Below are 19733 nucleotides of genomic sequence, written 5' to 3'. Positions count from 1 at the left end.
TTTTGTGGGGGGCCGGGTGGGGTGCGGCTGAATGGGGGTTTTTGTCACATATGCCCCATGTAAATGCGCCGTAAAGATGAGGGTGGCTCAGAGGTGTCCGGCGGCTTCCCGGAGGGGTTGGAGGCTCGGGACCATTGTCTCGCAGCCCGCCTGGCGCAGTCGCCGTTCCGCCGACGTGGTGCCCGCGAGGCCGATGAAGGACAGGCCGAGCCGCTGGGCGGCGGTGAGTTCGGCGACCGACGAGCCGATCACGAGGCTGGCGGGGGCCCGGACGCCGGGGGTGCGCAGGGCGCGCGTCAGACAGTCGGGGTGCGGCAGCAGCCTGCGCGGGTCCGGGCCGCGGCCGTGCACACCGGCCAGGGGCAGACTCTGCGGGCCCAGGTGACGGTGGATCGCCGCCTCGCACACGTCCGAGACCACGTGGACCGCTCGGTCGGCCGCGTGCAGGGCGCGGACGAGACCCGCGGACTCGTAGTCGTCGGGGGCCACTGCGGCGGCCCGCAGTTCGAGCAGGTCCAGGCGCTCGCTCAGGGCGGGGGCGAGCCCGCTGTCCGCGAAGGCCCGCAGCACGTCCAGCGGATGGACGTACGCCTCCTGCTCGGTGACCGGACCCCTGCCGGTGCCGGTGAGGGGGCGCCCTTCGAGGGCGCCCTCGACATCGCGGTGCTCGGCCACCACGCCGAGCAGGTCCAAAGCCGCGCTGCGGGCCTCTCGCGTCGAGAACAGCCTCGTCAGGACCCCGTCGAAGCCGATCAGTACGGTCTCCGCGTCCCGCAGCAGACCGGCCGGCGAGCGATCGGACGGCGGGACGGTACGCGGCGGCGCCGGTTCCCCCTCCGCCGACAGCCTCGCCGACAGCGTCACCGACAACCCCGCCACCGGCCATCGCCGCAGTCCGCCGTGTACGGCGTTCTGGGCCGCGCCGCCCCGCGCCAGGGGGTAGCGCCGGGTGATGCGGGACGCCTCCTTGAGGAAGTGGGCGAGGAGGATTCCCGAGACGTTCGCGGTCTCGCCGCGGAGGTAGGCGACCGGATCGTCGACGTGCCACGACAGCTCGACGACCGTCGTGAACGTGCCGCCGCCCGAACTCGGCAGGGAGACCTCGTACTCGGCCCGCTGCGTGGTCAGGTCGATCTCGTAGTACGTGGTCAGGCGGGGCGGGCGGGTGCCCCAGGGCCGGCTCGGGTTGAGGAGGGTGAGGGGGCCGTCCGGCTGGGTGTGGACGATGGCCGTGCGGCCCGCGTCGGGCGGTTCGAGGCGGGCGAGGTCGGGGGTGGTGAACGGGCCGCTCACCAGGTCCCGGGACTCGGGCTCCGGCTCGGGTTCGGCCTGCGGGAGGTGCAACGGGCGGTACCAGGACAGGGGTTGGGAGGTCGGGGAACCCATGCGGAACGGCTCGAAGAGGGGGACCGCGGAGGCGCGCGAGAACTCCTCGTGCAGGACGGGGGAGAGCACGACCAGGATGTCGGCCTCGTGGCGGGTGAGGACGGTCGCCAGGTGGCTCGGCATGCCGGACTGATCGGGGCCCGTGAACCAGGGGCCGTGCCAGAAGATCACCCGGAACGGTGGTGGGTCCTCCAAGTCGCCGAGCGTCTCAGGGAGTTCGCGCAGGACGGCGTCGAGGAGGGGCAGGATGTCGGCCTCGGGTTCGGCGAGGACGACATAGCCGTCGGTGCGGGCCGTGACGTCGTACTGGTGCGGGGTGAGGTCCGGCGCGGAGAGAAGGCCGGTCACCGCGTGGCCCAAGGCGTACCGGGCCTGCGGGTGTTCGCTCAGGCCGGGGGCGTCGAAGACGATCGTGGGCCGGCCCCGCTCGGGCGAGGCCCGCAGCTCCTGGTACAGCTCGTGCAGGGCGGGGTCGATCGGGTCGCCGTGCTGCCGGGCCCTGACCTCCGCGTAGGACTCGTACGACTCGATGGCCTCCGCGATCCGGCCCAGGCCCTTCAGCGCCAGGATGTGCAGCCAGCGGAAGTCCTCCCGGTCCGGATGCTCCCGGAGGAGGGCGGCGAGGTCGCCGGCCGCCTGCTCGAAGTCGCCCAGGTCCAGGTCGAGTTGGGCGCGAGTGGCGCACAGGGTGAGGCGGAGGGTGTGCAGATGGGCACGGGTCGCCTTGGCGGCAGGGCCGGGGACGCCGTCGAGGGGCTCGCCGTACCAGAGGTCCAACGCCTCCTGGATCAGGGCGCGTTCGGTGTGCGGGTCCAGTTCGGGGGTGCGGCGGGCGAGGAGCTGCTCGCAGTGGAGTACGTCGATGTGGGCGGCGGGGGCGTGCAGGGCGTAGCCGTCGGGGGTGGCGGCGAGGATGCCGGGGCCCAGGCGGCGCAGGACCTCGGCGCAGAGGAGGCGGATACGGCGGTCGGCCTCGGCGGCCTCGGGCGGCTCGTCCCAGATGCCCTGGGCCAGTTCCGCGTAGGTGATCCGTCGGCCCTGCTTGAGCAGCAGCATGCACAGCAGGGCCTCGGCGTCGGCGAGCAGCACGGTGATGTGCGGTTCGTCGGGGAGGCTGATGCGCAGCGGGCCGAGCAGCTGGAAGGTCCACGGCTCGGGGTCCGGGGCCGACGCGAGGAGGGGGGCCGCTTCGCGGGCGGACAGGTCGCCACGGACGATGTCGGCGAGCAGCCGGTCGCCGGCCGGTACTTGTGCGGCCAACTCCCGTACCAGCGTGTCGAGCTCGGCGAAGTCGGCAGCCGCGTCCCAGCCCACGGACTCCTCACCCAGGGCGAACCGGCCGATCAGCACGCTGCCGTCGGGGCGCAGCAGCAGCCCGCTGTGTCCCCGCTGCCCGCGCACCAGGCCCGCCGCGTGCAGCGCTTCGAGCCCCGCCACGCCCTGGACCACCAGCTGGGCGAAGACCCGGAAGTTCACGCCTGGCCCGCTGCCCTGCTCCAGTTCGTCCAGGGTCACTCCGTCCACGAACTCCGTGACCAGGTACGGCGATTCGGCCGACACGCCGTAGTCCAGCACCGGCATGACGTTCGGGTGCCGGATCCCGGCCAGGGCGCGCGCCTCCCGCAGAAACCGCTCCTGCGGGGCCGCCTGGTCCGCGTACAGGTGCACGGTCACGGGCTCTCCGCCCCGCACGTCCTCGGCCTGCCAGGTCCAACGGGCGCGCCCGCGCGGCCGGATGAGCCGGTACCGGTCGCCGAGCAGCGGGTGCGCGTCCCCGCCTGGCAGGGGGCGGTCCTCCCCGTCCTCGCCCGGCGGGTGTCGCGGCGCTTCGTGCTCGCCCGGAAGCGCCGACTCGCCGTCCCGGCCCGGCCGGGGGTGTCCGTCCCCGCCCTCGCCAGGCTCGCCCCGCCGCTCGCCACCCAACCGCCGAACCGTCTCCTCCCGTACCGTCGCGAACGCCTCGTCCTCGCGCCCGCCGGCCCGCGCCCGGAACTCCCCGGCCGTCAGCCCCGCCCGCTCGTCGATCAACCCGCCCACCCGGGCCAGGAATTCACGCGTCCGCCCCCGAGCCGTACGGGGCAGGGACCGCAGCAGCAGATCCCGTACGCCCGGACGGAAGTCGTAGGAGCCCGGCGGTCCCGGGACCGTGGTGAGCATGCCGCTGAGGATGATCTCGGCGAGGTGCTGGGGGCGCGGGTCGGATTCCAGGGCGCGTTGGACCAGGCGCATGACCGGCAGGGACGGGTCGGCCAGGGCGAGGTGGCCGGCCAGGCGGAAGGCGGCCGGGGACGCCGTCGAGCGGAAGCGCAGGACCAGGTCGCGCGGCGGAAGCGCGGCGATGTCAGGGGCCGCGGGCTCGGCCGGCGAGGAGGGACGCGCGGGCAGCCGGGCCGCGGCGCCCGGGGTGTAGGACCCGCCCGGGGACGCGATGAGGGCGGCCCAGTTGGCGAGCCAGGACGGACCCGCCTCCAACACCGGGAGGAATGTCCCCATTTGGCGGTCGCGAGGGCTGTCCGGGTCGAAGGGCGTGAAGGCGAGCCGTGCCGTGGGAGACACTGCCGTCGCGGCCGCGAGCAGGCCCGGCTCGGCGGGCAACGCCGTTGTGGACCACAGGTGTTCGGGCAGGGGCTGAAGCACGGACACCGGCATCCGGGCCGCCCAGTGGTGCAGGGTGCGGTACCAGCAGTCGCCCGCCGGGCCCGGCCGCCACTGCGGACCCATGCAGTCGCTGACGACGAGGGTCACCGTGCGGCCGTCGGCGGGGTCGGGCACCTGGCGGGCCCGGCCGTCGGGGCCGACCGGGTGCAGGGCGACCGCGCGGAAGATGCCCGACTGCGCGAGCGCGGTGTGCAGTTCGCGCACCAGAGGGCGCCAGACCGGCATCGTCGGGCCGGTGTCGTGGACGAGGTTGAGCCGCAGCCAGCGGTCGGGCGCCGGGCGCAGTACGGGCAACCAGGCCTCCGGACGCGCGCCCAGGCGTGCGATGCGGTCGGCGGTGGCGTGCTCGTCGAGGACCCTGGCACGGCGCGCGGGCACCTTGCGCTTGAGGGGGCGGATGGCGCGCTGCAGAGCGAGCGGGTGGTGGAGCATCGGGGGCGCGGGGGCGAGGAAGAGCCCGTCGGCCGAAGTGTCCGGGGTGGGGGAAGGGGCCGAAGGCGGGGGTGCGGGCGGTGGTTTGGGCAGGTGCAGGGGGACTCGGCCGTCCGAGTTCGGGGCGGGGGGTGGCGGCTCGGCGGAGTCCGGGGGTACGGCGGTGGGAGCGGGTGGAGGGGGTGCGGGCGCGGCCGGCCCCGGGTCTGCCCGGTCGGTGCCGTCCCCCTCATCCGCCTGGTCCGGCGCCAACTGGCGTGCCAGCCACAGCAGTTCCGCCAGTTCGCGCGGGGTCGGGGTCGTGCCGTCGGGGCCCGCGGCCGTGGCGAGCAGGGCGGTCAGCCGGTCGGTGGCGGAGGAGACGGCGGCACCCGGAGCGGGATCAGATGCCATCGCCGTCCGCCGTCGCGCTCAGGTACGGCATCAACTGCTCGGCCAGCTCCTCCGGTGAGCCCGCGTCGAGGCCGGCGACGCCGGTCAGGTAGATGGCGTTGAGGAGTTGGTCGGTGGCGAGTTCGCCGCGGCCCGAGCGCCGCAGGAAGTCCTCGATCAGGGACACGGCACGGTCGTCCGGGTCACCGAGGTGGGCGCGGACGATCTCGGTCAGCTGCCCCCGCTCGGGGCGGCGCAGCTCCAGCCGGACACAACGGCGCAGGAAGGCGGGTGGGAACTCCCGTTCGCCGTTGCTGGTCAGTACGACGAACGGGAACGCGCGGCAGCGGACCCGGCCGTGGTCCACGGTGACCGGCGACTCCGAGCCGTCCGCGAGGACTTCGGCCGTGCCGTCGGCGGAGGGGCGGGCGGCGCGGACCAGTTCGGGGATCTCGTACTGGCCCTCCTCCAGGACGTTCAGCAGGTCGTTGGGGAGGTCGAGGTCGCTCTTGTCGATCTCGTCGACGAGGAGGGCGCGGGGACGGTCGTAGGGCAGGAGCGCGGTGCCGAGCGGGCCGAGCCGCAGGTGGTCCTCGACTCCGCCGCGCGGCTGCCCGTCGCCCTCCGGGCCGGGGCGGGCCGCGTACAGGCGGGACAGCGGGTCGTACTGGTAGAGCCCGTCGGCGAGGGCGCTGCGGCTGGTGATGTTCCAGCGCAGGACCGGGCCGAGGCGCAGCTCGCGCGCCACCGCGTACGCCAGCGAGGACTTGCCGGTGCCGGGCGGTCCGGTGACCAGCAGCGGGCGGCGCAGACACAGTGCCGCGTTGACGAGCCGTACGCTCTCCGGCGTCGCCACGTACGTCCGCGCCCTGTGCACCCGGTCCGGTGAGATCGCCGCCGTGTCGTCCCGCTCACCGGGCGGCGGCAGCGCGGGGCCGCCGTCGAACGCGCGCCACGGCGGCGGGGCGGGCAACTCGGCGATCCCGTCGTGCGGTTCGCTGCTGCCGGTGTAGACGGACCAGTGCGGCATGGGGCGGATCTCCGGTCTGAGGGCGGGTGTTACGGCTTTCGGGTCCGGGCGGTCCGAGTGGTGGTCAGGCCAGCGGAGACCTCGTGTGCACGGCTCCGGCGTGTTCGTCGGTGAAGCAGCGCGGGTCGTCCCACAGCAGTTGGATGTCCCGCGCCCAGTGGTCGTCCTCCGCGTCGGCCTCCTCGCGCAACGCCAGGACCGCGCGCGGGAGTTCGGCGGGGGAGACGTGCGAGAGGCGGGCGTCGACCACGTCCAGGAAGGCGGCACCGGAGCAGTCGCCCGCGCAGCCCGCCTCCCCCGCCGCCGCCTCGCAGCCCCGGCGCGACCACACGATCATCGGGGCCGGCGCGGTGACCGACTCCTCGAAGTGCGGGCGGGTGCGGGCCGTCGGGGACGCGGCGGCGAAGCCGGCGAGACAGGCGTCGGGTTGCCGCATCCGCCGCCGGAGCTTCATGGGGTTGTCGGGACAGTCGCACGCCACGCGCTGCACGGGCGCGTCCTCGTAGGAGCGCAGCCGGTCCCACACCCGGGTCAGGACGTGCCGCTTGCCGCCCGCGCGCCGGGCGTGGTCGGTCACGACGACGGGGTACGTGAGGCCGAGCGGGGTCGGGTCGTCCGGAGCGCTGCCCCAGCGGTCCACCGGCAGGTCGAGCCGGTCGCGGGGCAGCGCGAACGCGATCAACTCGTCGGCGCCCGGCCGCAGATAGGGGAACGCCTCCTCGACGTGGTCCCGCACGTAGGCGGGCAGCCGCTCCTCCGCGACCGTGCTCGAGGCGACGAGATGGCGGCGCCGGCCGCTGTACGCGGACACCTCGACCCGGAACACGTCGTGGCCGGCGCCGCTGGGCCGCACCTCCACCAGGATCGGCGACCAGTCGGGCGCCTCGTCGGTCCGGACCGGCACGGTCAGCAGCGCGTCAAGGCGGTCGGCGAACCGCGCGGGCGTCAGCGGATCGTCCACCTCGCACAGCACGAACCAGGCCGCCGCCCACAGCGAGGCGAACCCCTCGGCCGGCGGTTCGGGGTCGAACTCCCCGGCCGCGTCCCGGTAGAGCCGCACCGGATCACAGTCGAGGCCGGCCCGGGCGGCCTTCTCCACGAGGCCCCGCAGCCGGGCCCCGGCCCCCGCCTCGACCCGTCTCCCCACGTTCGGCCAGAGCCCGGCCGGCGGCCGGAAGGGCACGAGGTCGCTGAGGTCGGGCCAGTAGCGGGCGATGACATGGGTGGGCATCATGCGTCCGGTGCGCACGTCCCGGGCGCGGTCCGCGGCCGTGACCATGCCGACGACCTCGCCGGTCTCCACCAGGGCGACCGCGGCTCCACTGAACCCCGAGACCAGCGGCTGGCCGTGCCCGCTCCACGCCACCAGCTGGATCCACTCGTCCATGACAGGGAACGGCCCCGCCGTGCGGTACTCGGCGAGCGTGCCGTCGTCGTCGTACCCCTGCGGGAATCCGTACGCCACCAGCCTGCGGTCGCCGTGCGCCGCGTCGGCCGGCGCGAGGACCGCCGGGGCGATGGCGACCTCGCTCGCCAGCTGGAGGACGGCCAGGTCGCCCCGGTCGGCGCGCAGCCCGGGCCAGCCGCCCCGCGCGACGACTCGCGCGGGTACCGGCTCGGCGCCCGGGCGCTGCGGGAAGGACACGGTCACCGGCGCCCGGTCGCCGTCCTGGACGACGTGCGCGCAGGTCAGCACCTTGTCCGCGGTCACCAGGAAACCCGCGCCGGCCAGTCGGCCGCCGCACTCGACGCGGGCCTGCCACTCACCGGGGATCATGCGGACCCACCGACCTCCCGGTCGGACGACGGCGAAGGCGAAGGCGCCGGCGAGGGCGAAGATCCGGGCGCGGGGGCGGGCGCGGGCGCGGGCGTCGGCGAAGGCGCGGGCGACTCCGGCGGCGCCCATGTCAGCTTGACCACCAGATGCCCCTCGGCCGTCCCCTTGGCGATGAACGCGCCCGCCTCGGCGGACATCTTCACGCCGAACTCGATCTCCACGCCGTCGGGTCGGAGCCCGCCGTCCCGGAACACCCGCAGCGCCGACTCGGCCGCCGCGCGTACCCCCGCCAACGCGCCCTCGAAGGTGCGTGCCGCCTGGATCGTGCCGTCCTCGCGCCGGCGGCCGATCAGCCGGGAGCCCCGTTCCTCCTCCATGGCCTCGACCGCGACCATGGAGCCGTCGTTCATCCTGAACTCGACCAAACCATCCACGACGCCCCCGTAGTCCCCGGCCAACCGATCAACCTCATTGTCCTGGACGGCGGTTGAAGTTGCCCCGGTTTCGACACCCCGTTCGTGCCACCGGGCCCGCTGGCGGAAACCCGCCACCGCACCAACCCGCCACCCCCACGCGACTCTCCCGCACCACAAGGCCCCTGACACTCTTCGCAGCACTCGACGAGACAAAGCGAGGCGTGGATGAGCAGAGGACCAGTCGGACGCGGGGCGACCCTCCTGTCGGCGGGGCTCGTGCTGGCGCTGCTACCGACGGCACCGGCGACCGCACAGGACGGCACCCCGGGCGCCGGTACGTCAACGAGGGCCGGCACGGCGGCGGTTGCCGCCCGTACCGTCACCCTCGTGACGGGCGACAAGGTCACGGTCACCGACCTCGGCGGCGGCAGGAGGACGGTCACCGTCGAGCGGCCCAGGGGCGCCACCGGAGCCGTGCGCACGCAGACCGCCGACGGTGAGATCACCGTCGTACCCGACGAGGCGCTGCCGTATCTGCGGGCCGGGACGCTCGATCAACGGCTGTTCGACGTGAGCGAGTTGATACGGCAGGGGCTCACCGACGAGCAGGCCTCCGAACTCCCGCTGATCGTGACGTACAAGAAGGGGGCCCGCGCTGTCGTCCCGCGGAGTGCCACGCGGACGCGGATGCTCGACAGTGTGCGCGGCGCCGCGGTCGAGGCGGACAAGGGGCGGGGGTTCTGGCGGGAGTTCACCCGGCAGGGCGGGGTGCGGGGGCTGTGGCTCGACGGGCGGGTCCGCGCCGACATGGCCGAGAGCAACGCGCAGATCGGTACGCCCTCGGCGTGGGCGGCCGGGCTGACCGGCAAGGGCGTCACCGTCGCCGTGCTGGACACGGGGGTGGACGTCGGCCATCCCGACCTCGCCGGGCGCGTCTCCGTCACCAAGAGTTTCATCGAGGGCGAGGAGGTCGCCGACCGCAACGGCCATGGCACGCACGTCACTTCGACCGTCGGCGGTGACGGCGCCGCCTCCGAGGGCAAGGAGCGGGGCGTCGCCCCGGACGCCACCCTCGCCGTCGGCAAGGTGCTCAGCGACCAGGGGTCGGGCAGCGAGTCGCAGATCATCGCCGGCATGGAGTGGGCCGCGCGGGACGTGCACGCCAGGATCGTCTCCATGAGCTTGGGGTCCACGGAACCCAGTGACGGCACCGACCCCATGGCCCAGGCCCTGGACGCGCTCACGGAGGAGACCGGCGCCCTCTTCGTCGTCGCGGCCGGCAACACCGGCGCCCCCTCCTCCATCGGCTCACCTGGCGCCGCCGACTCCGCGCTCACCGTGGGCGCCGTCGACGCGTCCGACGAGGCCGCCTACTTCACCAGCGCGGGCCCGCGCCACGGCGACAACGCCCTCAAGCCCGACCTGTCGGCGCCGGGCGTCGACATCCTCGCCGCCCGCTCCGGGCTCGTCGACGGCAGCGGCTACTACACATCCATGAGCGGTACGTCCATGGCGACGCCCCATGTGGCGGGGGTGGCCGCCCTGCTCGCGCAGGAACACCCCGACTGGACCGGCGCTCAGCTCAAGGACGCGCTGATGTCGACGTCGGCGCAACTCGATGCGTCGGTCTATCAGTTGGGTGCGGGTCGGGTGAGTGTCCCGGCGGCCGTCGAGGCGGACGTCACCGCCACCGGGAGCGCCGATCTCGGCTTCTACCGTTGGCCCTACGAGGACAACAAGCCGGTGAGCAGGACTCTCACCTACACCAACTCCTCCGACTCCGACGTCGAGTTGAGCCTCGCGGTGCAGGGCACCCGGGACGGCGTCGCCACCCTCGCCGACACCCGCCTCACCGTGCCCGCGCACGGCACCGCGTCCACCACCGTGACCAGCGACGGATCGAAGGCGCCGGTCGGGAACACCAGCGGGCAGGTCGTGGCGTCCGTCGCCGGAACTCCTGTCGCGCACACGGCGTTCGGGCTGGTCAAGGAGGAGGAGCGGTACACGCTCACCGTCCACGTCAAGGACCGGGACGGCGCGGCCACCGCCGCCGACCTCGTGGTGCAGCGGCTCGCCGCAGATGTGGACCCGGCCTCGGCGCACGTCGACGACTCCGGCACGCTGAAGCTGCGGCTCCAGCCGGGGACGTACAGTCTCACTTCCTTCCTCGACGTGCGCGGCGGCCGTGGCGCCGACTCGCTCGGGCTCGGCTTCCTCGCGGCGCCCGAGATCACGCTGGACCGGGACCGTGAAGTCACCCTCGACGGACGGGCGTTGCGGGAGATCAGGGCCGAGGTCGACCGGCGTACCGAGACCCGGCAACTGCTCATGGAGTACGACCGGAAGGCCGGCGGATCCGATCTCTTCGGCGCGGTCCAGGTGCCCGTGAAGTACGACAGCGTCTTCGCGGCGCCCACGAGGAAGGTCACCCAGGGCGGCTTCGAGTACCGGACCGTGTGGCGGCTCGGCAAGCCGTCGCTGGCGGTCAAGGGCGTGCGCGAGGCCGTCGTGCAGCCGGGCGGCACGCTGGTGGAGGGGCGTACGCGGCTGCCGCTCGTGGACGTCGGGGACGGTCCCATGACGGGCGCGGTGCGGGGCAGGGCGGTGCTCGCGCGTCTCGCCGACGGAGGTGATCCGGTCGCCCTCGCCCAGGCCGCGCAGGACGCGGGTGCGAAGGCGCTGTTCGTGACCGACGACGAACCCGGGCGGCTCAACGCCTGGTGGGGCGACGACGACGGGGACCGGGCGCTGCAGATCGCCACGGTGAACGCGGATGATGCTGCTCGCCTTCGTGCGGCCGGGCGGGTCGACATGACCGGGACGCGCAACACGCCCTACATGTACGACCTTTCGCAAGGCCATGCGGGGGCGATCCCGAACCGCGACCTGACGTACGCACCGAGTGGGCGTGAACTGGGCTCCGTAGGCGTGAAGTTCCATGCGGCCCAGCCCGTGAGCGGAGGCGAGTTCCGGTACTCGATCACCGGGACCTTCCCCATCGGCATCGGGTTCCAGGAGCGGATCGACTACCCGGCCGAGCGGACCGACTACGTGTCCACCGGGCCGGGGCAGCTGTGGCACGAGTCCGTCACGGCGGCCGAGGGGGCGTTGGAGGAGCGCAGTGGGCTTGTCACGTACCGGGGCGGGTCGCGGCCCGCGCTGGACTGGTTCAAGCCGGTGTGGCATCCGTGGCTCGGCACGGGGCTCGGCTGGGGACAGCAACGCTCCGGAAACCAGCTGCAGTTCAACACGCCGGGCTGGGGCGACTCCGGGCCCGACCACACCGGGTTCGGGGACGTGTGGAGCACGGAGACCGGCATGTCCCAGTACACGGAGGTGTATCTGGACGGCGAGTTGGTCGACCGGCGCCAGAGCTCCGGCGCGTACGCCTGGGACGCGCCCGCCGACGAGCACACGTACAGGGTCGTCACCGACACCGCGCTCGACGCGGACCGTTGGCGGCTGTCCACGAAGGGCCACTCCGAGTGGACCTTCCGCTCGGCGGCGACCCCCGACGACCGCTGGACCTTCCTGCCGCTGATCAACCTCGCCTTCGACGTCGACACCGACCTCGCGGGCGATGTGCGGGGCGGGGCGCGGCTGCCCGTCGGGATCCGGGCGGAGTACGTGAAGGGCGCGCCGGACACCGGCACCATCGGCGGCGAGCGGCTCGAAGTGTCGTACGACGACGGGACGTCGTGGCGCGCGGTACGGCTCAGCGGCGCCGGCCGCGGCACGCTGACCGTGCCCCGGGACGCCTCGTACATCTCCCTGCGGGCCGCCGCGAGTGACGACCTGGGCGGGTCGGTGACACAGGAGGTGATTCGGGCGGTGGGGGTGAAGTAGGCACGCCACGCCAGCTGTTCCCCTGTTCGGGTCGCGGCACTGCCCGGCTCAGCTCCGCACCACGCCCCGGATGACGCCCAGCTCCACCAAGTCCTGTGGCCGGATGCGGAGTTGGTCGGCCGTGGCCTCCGCCCGGTCCGCCGGCCGCTTGAGGATGGCCGCCGCCATCTCCGGCGCGATGACGGAGAAGTAACTGTCCGGCGTGGCCCAGGTGTTGCCGGGCGCGGCCAGCGCCAGCGCGCCGCCCGAGCCGCCCTCGCCGATCACCAGCGTGGTGACCGGCGTCCGCGCGGACGCCACTGCCGCGAACACCTCGGCGATCGCGGCTCCCGCCCCCTGCCGCTCCGCCTCCGCGTCGTTGGCGGCACCGGGGGTGTCCACCAGCGTCAGCACGGGGATGCCGAGCCGGCCCGCGAGCCCGATCAGCCGAGCGGCGGTCCGATAGCCCGCCGGGCGGGTCGCGGTCCCGGTCTGCGCGGCATACGCGACGGTACGGCCCTCCCGCTCACCGAAGCCGCAGAGCATGCCGGGGTCGGTGCCGCCGCAACGGTCACCGGAGAGGTCGGCACGGTGGGTGAAGTAGGCGTCCAAGTAGGCATGGGCGTGCGGGCGTCGGGGAGAGCGAGCGGCCTGAACGGCGTCCCGGCCGGTGGCGGGGAGGTCGGGGGTACCGAGGGCGCCGGGGACGGGGGCGGGCGAGATCGCGGCGGACGTGGGGGTGCCCGCGGTCCGGGTGGAGGCGGAGCGTGTCTCCGTCGAGGCGGCGTCCGCGTCCGGTCGGGCTCCCGCAGTTCGGTCGGCGACCGCCGGGGGCGTGTCCGCCGAGCCCGCTCCCGCGGTCGCACGGTCGGCCCTTGCCCCGCTGCCCGATTCCTCCGCCCCGTCGCCCGACGCCTCGGCCCCGCCCGTCAGCAGCCGCAGCCACAACCCCAGCCGCTCCCGCAGCTGTTCCGGCGACACGACCGCGTCCACCGCCCCCGCCGCCACCTGCGCCTCCGCCGTGTACGCCATCGGGTCCGCGTCCGGTGGGCGGACCCGGGAGCCTGCGAAACCGACCTGCGCGCCCGGCAGCGCGAGGATCACGTCCGCGCCGGCGCCCAGGGTGGCCCAGCCGCCGCCCGTGGTGGGGTCGCGCAGGACCGCGATCTGAGGGAGGCCCGCCGCTCGCGTGAGCGCCGACTGGTGGGCCACGCGCTGGAGTTGGGTGAGGGCGAGCATGCCCTCCTGCATGCGGCTGCCGCCCGTGGCGACCAGCGGGACGACCGGTAGGCGGTGGGCGCGGGCGTGGGCGTACGCCGACTCGATGCGGTCGCCGGTGCGTTCGCCCAGCGAGCCGCCGAGGAAGCCGAACTCGAACGCGATCAGCACCGTCGGCGTCCCCCCTACGCGCGCGGTGCCGCACACCACGGACTCCTCCTCGCCGGTGCGCTCGGCGGCGCGGGCGCGCGAGGCGTCGTAGCCCTGCCAGCCGAGGGGGCCGTCGGGCTTGGACTCCCTTGGCGGGGGCGGCAGTTCGGAGAAGCTCGCTGCGTCGGTGACGAGAGACAGGATCTCCCGGGCCGAGAGGCGGTCAGTCACGGGTCAGCGCCCGCTTCATGATCTTCCCCATGTCGTTGCGGGGGAGGGAGGACAGGTGGTGCACCACCCGGGGGCGCTTGTGCGGGGCGAGACGGCGGGCCACATGGTCGGCCAACTCCCCGTCGCTCGGCGGCTCGTCGGGATCCGTCGGCACGATCCACGCCACGATCCGCTCGCCCAGATCCTCGTCCGGCTCCCCGGTCACCGCCGCCTCCCGCACCCCGGGATGTTCGAGGAGCGCGTTCTCGATCTCGCCCGCCCCGATCTTGTAACCCCCGCTCTTGATCAGGTCGGTGGCCTTGCGGCCGACGATCCGCACGTACCCGTCGGGCTCCCGCACCGCCATGTCCCCGGTGCGGAACCAGCCGTCGGCAGTGAACGCGGCCTCCGTCGCGTCGGGGCGGTTGAGGTAACCGGTGAAGAGGTTGGGACCGCGCACCTGGATCTCGCCGACGCTCTCCGCGTCGTACGCGGTGAGTTCGGTGCCGTCCTCCTCCACAAGGCGCAGCTCGACGCCCGGCAGCGGTACGCCGACCGTTCCGGCCCGCGCCTCCCCGTCCGCCCGGACGCTGGTGTTCATCAGCGTCTCCGTCATCCCGTACCGTTCGACGACCCGGCGCCCGGTCGCCGCCGTGATGCGCTCGTGGTCGTGCACCGGCAGCGCGGCCGAACCGGAGACCAGCAGCCGCGCCCGCCCCAGCGCCTTCGCCAACTCCGGTTCCTCGGGCAGCGCCTGGGCGATGCGGTGGTACATCGTCGGTACGCCGAACAGCATGGTCGCGCCGGAGTTCAGCTCCCGGGCCACGCCCTCCGTGTCGAACCTGCCCAGGTGCCGGACGCTGCCGCCGCGCCGCAGCGGTCCCAGAATGCCGAGCACCAGCCCGTGCACATGGAACAGCGGCAGCCCGTGCACCAGGACGTCGTCGTCGGTCCACTGCCAGGCGTCGGCGAGCGCGTCGAGGGTGGAGGAGATCGCCCGGCGGGGGATGACCGCGCCCTTGGGCGGGCCGGTGGTGCCGGAGGTGTAGACGATCAGGGCGGGGTCCTCGTCGCCGGGCTCCTCGTGAACCGCCGTCCCGCTGCCTCCCGTGCCCCGCACCTCGACATCGACGCGCCGCAAGTCCCGTAGCGGCGAAGGAAGTTCGTCTCCGGGAGCGGCCAGCACCAGCGTCGGCGCGCTGTCCGTCAGGATGTGTCCCAGTTCCTTCTCACCCGACTTCGGGTTGAGCGGCACCGCGGGCACCCCGGCCCGCAGTGCCGCCACGACCGCGACGGCCGTCTCCAGCGCGGGGGTCGCCCATACGGCGACCCGGCCGGCGAAGGCCCGGTCGCCGCCCGTGATCCGGGCCGCCAGGGCGTCCGTCGCCGCCGCGAGTTCCGCGTAGGTGAGGGCTCGCTCGCCGAAGGACAGGGCGACTCCGTCGCCGGGGGCGGCCAGGGCGGGAAAGAGGGAGGACACGCGGGGCACTCCTAAGCCGTCGGGGACACAGGCCCCCGGCGGTCGGGGGCATCCCCAGCCGTCGGGGACACCTCGTTCCTACACCACGTCCGCCACCACACAGCTGACGTTGTCCGGACCGCCGGCCTCGTTCGCCGCGTCGACCAGGGCCCGTACCGCCTCCTCCGGGTCCGGCCGCGCGGTGAGGAGTTCGCGGATCCGGTGCTCGGGGACGACCGCGGTCAGACCGTCGGAGCACAGCAGGTAGCGGTCGCCGCGGTGGGCGTCGTGGAGTTTCAGGTCGGGGGCGGCGGTCGTCAACGCCTTGAGGAGCAGGCTGCGTTGCGGGTGCGCGCCGGCCTCCTCCGGTGTCAGCCGGCCCTCGTCGATCAGCGACTGGACCACCGAGTGGTCGTGCGTGATCCGGAAGAGCCCGCCGTCGCGCAGCAGATACGCGCGGGAGTCGCCGATGTGGACCAGGGCCAGCTTCGAGCCCGTCCACAGCAGCGCGGTCAGGGTCGTGCCGTTCTCGTCGGGGTCGGCCACGTCGCGGACCGCCTCGGTCGCGCCGCGTACCGCCTCCTCCAGGAGGTTGAGCACATTGCCCGCCGGCACCTCCTCGGTGTCCAGGAAGCGCAGCGCCTCCACGGCCGCCCCGCTCGCGGGGGCGCCCGCCGGGCCGAACCCGTCGGCGACCGCGAGCAGGCGTGTGCCCGCGTACGCGGTGTCCTGGTTGGAGGGGCGGACCAGACCGCGGTCCGAGTGGGCGGAGTAACGCAGTTCCAGCATGGTGGTGTCCTTCATGGTGACGTCCTTCGCGGACTGTTCCGACAGGTGGTGGACCAGGAACGCGGCGAGGTCCCGCCGTACCGCCGTCTGCGCCTCGGCTTCCGCCCAGTACGCGCTGATCTCCCGCGCGGCGCCCGCCGGTTCGAGGGCGCACACCTCACGGATGCGGGCGAGCGGCATGCCGAGCCGGCGCAGCCATGCGACCAGCCGCGCCCGCTCCAGCTGCGCGACCGCGTAGTAGCGGTAGCCGGTGTCGGGGTCCACGCGCGCGGGTCGCAGCAGCTCCAGTTCGTCGTAGAGCCGCAGCGCCTTCGGCGACAGCCTGCACGCCCGTGCGAAGGCCCCGATCGTCAGCATGTCCGTGCCGTTCATGCGCACCTCGACCTCTTCCGGTTCCGTCACCGATGCTGGGGCTTCACCGAAGGGGAAGGTCAAATGGGTTGCCGCGGTTGCGGGGGACGCGGTTAGCCTGCGCGGACGCGCCCCCGCACCGGACCGTGGGCGTCCCGCAACCGGAACGGAGTGCCACCGTGCCCCGCATCGCTCTCGTCACCTTCGACCCCAGCCCCGAACCGAGCCCCGACCGGGACCTCCCGGTGCTGCTGGCGGCGCTGCGCGAGGCCGGGGCCGACGCGGATGCCGTGTTCTGGGACGACGCCGACGCCGACTGGGCCGGCTACGACCTCGCCGTCATCCGCTCCACCTGGGACTACAGCCGGCGGGCCGCCGAGTTCCAGGCCTGGGCCGAGCGCTGCGGCAAGGCCACGCGCCTGGCGAATCCGGCCGAGGTGGTGCGCTGGAACACCGACAAGCGGTACGTCGGTGATCTCGACGCGGCGGGCGTGCCCGTCATCCCCACCCGCTACCTCGCGCCGGGCGACGCCCCCGACCTCCCGGACGACCACGAGTACGTCGTCAAGCCGACCTCGGGCGCCGGCTCCCGCTACGCCGCGCGATACGCGCCCGAGGACCGCGACCGCGCGCTACGGCATCTCGCGCGCATGCACGAGGAGGGCCTGACGGCGATGGTGCAGCCGTACATGCGGGGCATCGACGCGGCCGGCGAGCGAGCCCTGCTGTTCGTCGGCGGCAAGCTGCTGCACGCCAGCCGCAAGCGGGCCGTGCTGGCCCCCGGCACGGCCTACGACGACGCGCGCACCGCCCACCCGGGCCTGGAGCCGTGGACCGCGACCCCGGCCGAGCGCGCCGTCGCCGAGCGCGCCCTGGCCGCCGTACCGCACTCGCCCGAGTTGCTGTACGCGCGCGTGGATCTCGTCGACGGGGACGACGGGGAGCCGGTGGTGATGGAGCTGGAGCTGGTCGAGCCGAACTTCTTCCTGTTCCTGCACCCGGACTCGGTGCCGGTGGTCAGGGACGCGATCCTGGCGGCGGCCCGTCGCTGACCGCGGTCCGCTGCAGCAGCCCCCAGGTGAATTCCGCTACGACGTTCCGCCGCACGCCCGCTCCGTCCGGCGCCGCGAACGCCAGGCCCCAGCGGGTCGGCGCGGTGCCCTCCAGGGGGCGGGCGGGGGCGAAGGCGCGGGCGGCCTCGTCGACCGTGCAGGACCAGGGGGTGAGGTCGTCGAGGGTGTTCAGGGGCGGGGCGTCGGCGCCGGGGGCGCGGATCAGCCACTCGTTCCAGACGGCGCCGTTCGGGGCGAGCAGCACCTCGAAACGGAGGTCGGGCCAGAGGGGGACCGGCCACAGCAGGGCCGCGCAGTCCAGGTCGCCGATCTTGCGCTGGAGCGTGGACTCTGGGGCGCCGAGGATCGAGCGGTAGCGGGAAGCGGCGCCACGCGCGCGTGGCGAGCGGGCCATCGCCTGCCACCGCTTGTTGGCCTCGCGCATGTCGGTGAGCGAGGCGCCCAGCTCACGGCGGGCGTCCTCGACCCGGTCCGGGTTGTGATCGGCCATGCGGCGCAGCAGGACCAGCTGGAAGTCGAGCGGGGTGAAGGGGCGGAAGGGGCCGGACGGTCCGGTGGAGCCGGTGGAGTTGCCGGGGCTACCGGACCTACCGGGGCGCTTTGCGGAGGGCATGCTCCCCATCGTCGCCCATCGCCGGCGCACCCGGACGGCGGCCGTCGGGCAGGAACAGGACCGAGTTGACGTACCGCGGATGGCGCCGGAAGGGCAGTACGCGCCCCAGCAGCCCCTGGGCGACCACGTGCGCGGCCTCTTTCTGGTGCGCCTCCAACGGGAAGGACGACAGCGGGACCCAGGTGTCGCCGGGCAGCACCCAGCCCTCGTAGCGGAGCAGCGAGAGGTAGGTGACGACCGGCGCGATCGGCTGGATCCGGGACTCCAACTCGACGAAGAGCGCCGGGCGGTCACGGGAGAGCAGGCCGGTGGCGCCGCGCAGCACCGCCAGCTCGCTGCCGTCCACGTCGACCTTGATGAAACCGACGTCCCGCAGGTTCAGTTGGTCCAGCGTGACGCAGCTGACGTGCAGGGCGTGCGCGTGAATGTCACGGCGGACCAGGGACGACACCCCCCGGTCTCCGGAGTCGTCGGCCGGGAACCACAGCCGCTGCGTGCCGGCCCGGTCGGTGGCGGCGGCCTGTACGACCCGTACGTTCGCGGGTGCGCCGGCGGTCAGCAGCCGCGCCAGGTGCGGCACCGGCTCGACGGTCACCACCCTTCGCGCCCGCCGCGACAGCCGCCGCGTCCACGGGCCGTACCAGCCGCCGACGTCCACCGCCGTCCCGCAGTCGGCCGGGCACAGCTCCGCGAGCCGTGCCAACTCCGGCTCGAAGCGCGGATACACCGCCCGCGCGGTGGCCGCGACCAGTCGCGTGGGCAGCAGCCGGGCGAGGCGGGCCGCGAGGGTGGGGGCCGGTACGGGAGCCGTGGCGGGGGCGGGCGCGTTCACGGGACCATCCGTTTCATCAGGGCCTCGTGCTCGTCGTCCGACACCTGCTCGCCGGAGGAGGGCAGCAGCTGCGGAATGCCGTCGACGATCGGGTAACGGCGGTGCAGGCGCGGGTTGTAGAGGATCTCGCCGTCGGCGACGAGATGCAGCGGGCCCTTGTCGAGCGGGCACGCCAGTATCCGCAGCAGTGGGTCGTCGGGGTTCATGGGGGCGTCAACTCCTTGGCACCGATGGGGGGTTGGGGTGCGGGATCGTGCCTGGGCATGGCCAGCAGCACGGACACGGCCAGGGCGGTGCCGGCGATCCGCAGGGAGAGCCGCACCGGGTCGTGCGGCAGCGCCTCGCCGAACGAGAGCGTGCCGAGCACCGCCGTGTAGAGGCAGGTCACCGTCGTGCACACCGGCACGATCAGCGAGGCCCGGCAGCGCTGCAGCGCCGCCTGCGACATGACCAGGCCGAACACGCCCGTGCACAGCAGGAGATACGGGTACGGGGAGCGCAGCAGGTCAACGACCGCACCGCCCAGGCCACTCGTCGTCAGATAGCTCGACACCCCCTTGATCGCCAGCGAGCTGACCCCATACAGCAGGCCCACCGCCACGCCGTACTCCACGCCCGTGGTCGGCGCCCGGTGCCGGTGCCGCGCCCGGCGCTCGGCGGCCCCGTACAGCCACACGCCCCCGGCGAGCGACGGCACGCACACCAGCAGGATCAGCGGATACGGCGCACTGCGGCTGACGGTGTCCGCGCCGGCGCCCGCCTCCTTCAGGGACAGCACGACCATGAGCAGCGCGGCCAGGATCGCGCCGAGCGCGTACCGCTCACGGCCGGTCGTCTCCTCGCCCAGCAGCCGCGCCGACAGCAGCACCAGCAGCACCAGGCCGGAGACGAAGATGCCCTGCGCGGCGGCGATCGGCAGCGTCCGGTAGACGACGAGTTGCGCGCCGAAACCGGCGGCCAGCGTGATCGATCCGCCGATCCACAGCGGGCTGCCCACCACCAGCCGCAGCAGCCGCGCGGGTTGACGGATCGTCACCTCCGGCAGACTGGACAACGCGCGCTTCTCCAGGACGAATCCGAGGCTGTAGAGAAGGTTCGCCAGCAGTGCCGCGGCCACTCCCACCCACATGGGCCACGCCCCC

The 19733-nt window shown here is 73.9% G+C and carries 13 protein-coding genes; 2 read left to right on the top strand and 11 right to left on the bottom strand.

Annotation, left to right across the window (positions count from 1 at the left end; all coding sequences use genetic code 11):
* Positions 1 to 87 precede the first annotated feature (87 nt).
* The 4 genes from ACIQI8_RS13735 to ACIQI8_RS13720 form a co-directional block, all read right to left on the bottom strand.
* Positions 88 to 4869 (bottom strand): SAV_2336 N-terminal domain-related protein, encoded by a 4782-nt coding sequence (locus ACIQI8_RS13735; RefSeq protein WP_402348708.1) that lies wholly within the window; start codon positions 4867 to 4869, stop codon positions 88 to 90.
* The gene (locus tag ACIQI8_RS13730) at positions 4859 to 5878 is read right to left on the bottom strand and encodes an AAA family ATPase (RefSeq protein ID WP_402348706.1); all 1020 of its coding nucleotides are present in this window, start codon (positions 5876 to 5878) and stop codon (positions 4859 to 4861) included. The genes ACIQI8_RS13735 and ACIQI8_RS13730 overlap by 11 nt, the downstream gene beginning before the upstream one ends.
* Positions 5879 to 5942: 64 nt before the next feature.
* Positions 5943 to 7655, bottom strand: coding sequence for a trypsin-like peptidase domain-containing protein (locus ACIQI8_RS13725; protein WP_402350433.1), 1713 nt, complete (start codon positions 7653 to 7655; stop codon positions 5943 to 5945).
* Positions 7652 to 8089, bottom strand: coding sequence for a CU044_2847 family protein (locus ACIQI8_RS13720; protein WP_402348703.1), 438 nt, complete (start codon positions 8087 to 8089; stop codon positions 7652 to 7654). The genes ACIQI8_RS13725 and ACIQI8_RS13720 overlap by 4 nt, the downstream gene beginning before the upstream one ends.
* Before the next feature lie 207 nt (positions 8090 to 8296).
* Between ACIQI8_RS13720 and ACIQI8_RS13715 the strand changes: the two genes are divergently transcribed.
* Positions 8297 to 11917: a S8 family serine peptidase gene (locus ACIQI8_RS13715; RefSeq protein ID WP_402348700.1), complete on the top strand. Its 3621-nt coding sequence runs from the start codon at positions 8297 to 8299 to the stop codon at positions 11915 to 11917.
* Between the two features lie 48 nt (positions 11918 to 11965).
* Here the strand turns inward: ACIQI8_RS13715 and ACIQI8_RS13710 are convergent, their stop codons facing one another.
* The 3 genes from ACIQI8_RS13710 to ACIQI8_RS13700 all read right to left on the bottom strand — a co-directional run bounded on the left by ACIQI8_RS13710 (position 11966) and on the right by ACIQI8_RS13700 (position 16094).
* Positions 11966 to 13495 carry a carboxyl transferase domain-containing protein gene (locus ACIQI8_RS13710; RefSeq protein ID WP_402348697.1) on the bottom strand — a complete coding sequence of 510 codons (1530 nt, stop codon included), beginning with the start codon at positions 13493 to 13495 and terminating at the stop codon, positions 11966 to 11968.
* On the bottom strand, positions 13488 to 14954 hold the full coding sequence (locus tag ACIQI8_RS13705) for an acyl-CoA synthetase (RefSeq protein WP_402348694.1): 1467 nt from the start codon (positions 14952 to 14954) through the stop codon (positions 13488 to 13490). The genes ACIQI8_RS13710 and ACIQI8_RS13705 overlap by 8 nt, the downstream gene beginning before the upstream one ends.
* 78 nt (positions 14955 to 15032) lie before the next feature.
* Complete coding sequence (locus ACIQI8_RS13700) at positions 15033 to 16094, bottom strand: MerR family transcriptional regulator (protein WP_402350430.1); 1062 nt, start codon at positions 16092 to 16094, stop codon at positions 15033 to 15035.
* 158 nt (positions 16095 to 16252) lie between these two features.
* Between ACIQI8_RS13700 and ACIQI8_RS13695 the strand changes: the two genes are divergently transcribed.
* Positions 16253 to 17125 (top strand): RimK family alpha-L-glutamate ligase, encoded by an 873-nt coding sequence (locus ACIQI8_RS13695; protein ID WP_402348691.1) that lies wholly within the window; start codon positions 16253 to 16255, stop codon positions 17123 to 17125.
* Here ACIQI8_RS13695 and ACIQI8_RS13690 read toward each other — a convergent pair.
* Genes ACIQI8_RS13690 through ACIQI8_RS13675 form a run of 4 tightly spaced genes read right to left on the bottom strand, consistent with a single transcriptional unit; the run spans position 17091 to position 19708 of the window.
* Positions 17091 to 17768: a hypothetical protein gene (locus ACIQI8_RS13690; protein ID WP_402348688.1), complete on the bottom strand. Its 678-nt coding sequence runs from the start codon at positions 17766 to 17768 to the stop codon at positions 17091 to 17093. The genes ACIQI8_RS13695 and ACIQI8_RS13690 overlap by 35 nt on opposite strands.
* Positions 17734 to 18591 carry an FkbM family methyltransferase gene (locus ACIQI8_RS13685; protein WP_402348684.1) on the bottom strand — a complete coding sequence of 286 codons (858 nt, stop codon included), beginning with the start codon at positions 18589 to 18591 and terminating at the stop codon, positions 17734 to 17736. Before ACIQI8_RS13685 ends, ACIQI8_RS13690 begins: the two co-directional genes overlap by 35 nt.
* Entirely contained in the window at positions 18588 to 18797 is a 210-nt protein-coding gene (locus ACIQI8_RS13680; protein ID WP_402348682.1) for a Trm112 family protein, read from the bottom strand. The genes ACIQI8_RS13685 and ACIQI8_RS13680 overlap by 4 nt, the downstream gene beginning before the upstream one ends.
* A complete protein-coding gene (locus ACIQI8_RS13675) occupies positions 18794 to 19708 on the bottom strand; it encodes a hypothetical protein (protein WP_402350427.1) in 915 nt (304 codons plus the stop codon). The genes ACIQI8_RS13680 and ACIQI8_RS13675 overlap by 4 nt, the downstream gene beginning before the upstream one ends.
* Positions 19709 to 19733 lie beyond the last annotated feature (25 nt).

The sequence above is a fragment of the Streptomyces sp. NPDC092369 genome (assembly GCF_044755245.1).
Lineage (GTDB): Bacteria > Actinomycetota > Actinomycetes > Streptomycetales > Streptomycetaceae > Streptomyces.
This window is presented reverse-complemented; position numbering and strand designations above follow the sequence as displayed.

Coding starts and splice junctions, on each gene's coding strand:
- ACIQI8_RS13735 (WP_402348708.1), bottom strand. CDS start 4,869: ATGGCATCTGATCCCGCTCCGGGTGCCGCCGTCTCCTCCGCCACCGAC.
- ACIQI8_RS13730 (WP_402348706.1), bottom strand. CDS start 5,878: ATGCCGCACTGGTCCGTCTACACCGGCAGCAGCGAACCGCACGACGGG.
- ACIQI8_RS13725 (WP_402350433.1), bottom strand. CDS start 7,655: ATGATCCCCGGTGAGTGGCAGGCCCGCGTCGAGTGCGGCGGCCGACTG.
- ACIQI8_RS13715 (WP_402348700.1), top strand. CDS start 8,297: ATGAGCAGAGGACCAGTCGGACGCGGGGCGACCCTCCTGTCGGCGGGG.
- ACIQI8_RS13700 (WP_402350430.1), bottom strand. CDS start 16,094: ATGAACGGCACGGACATGCTGACGATCGGGGCCTTCGCACGGGCGTGC.
- ACIQI8_RS13690 (WP_402348688.1), bottom strand. CDS start 17,768: ATGGGGAGCATGCCCTCCGCAAAGCGCCCCGGTAGGTCCGGTAGCCCC.
- ACIQI8_RS13680 (WP_402348682.1), bottom strand. CDS start 18,797: ATGAACCCCGACGACCCACTGCTGCGGATACTGGCGTGCCCGCTCGAC.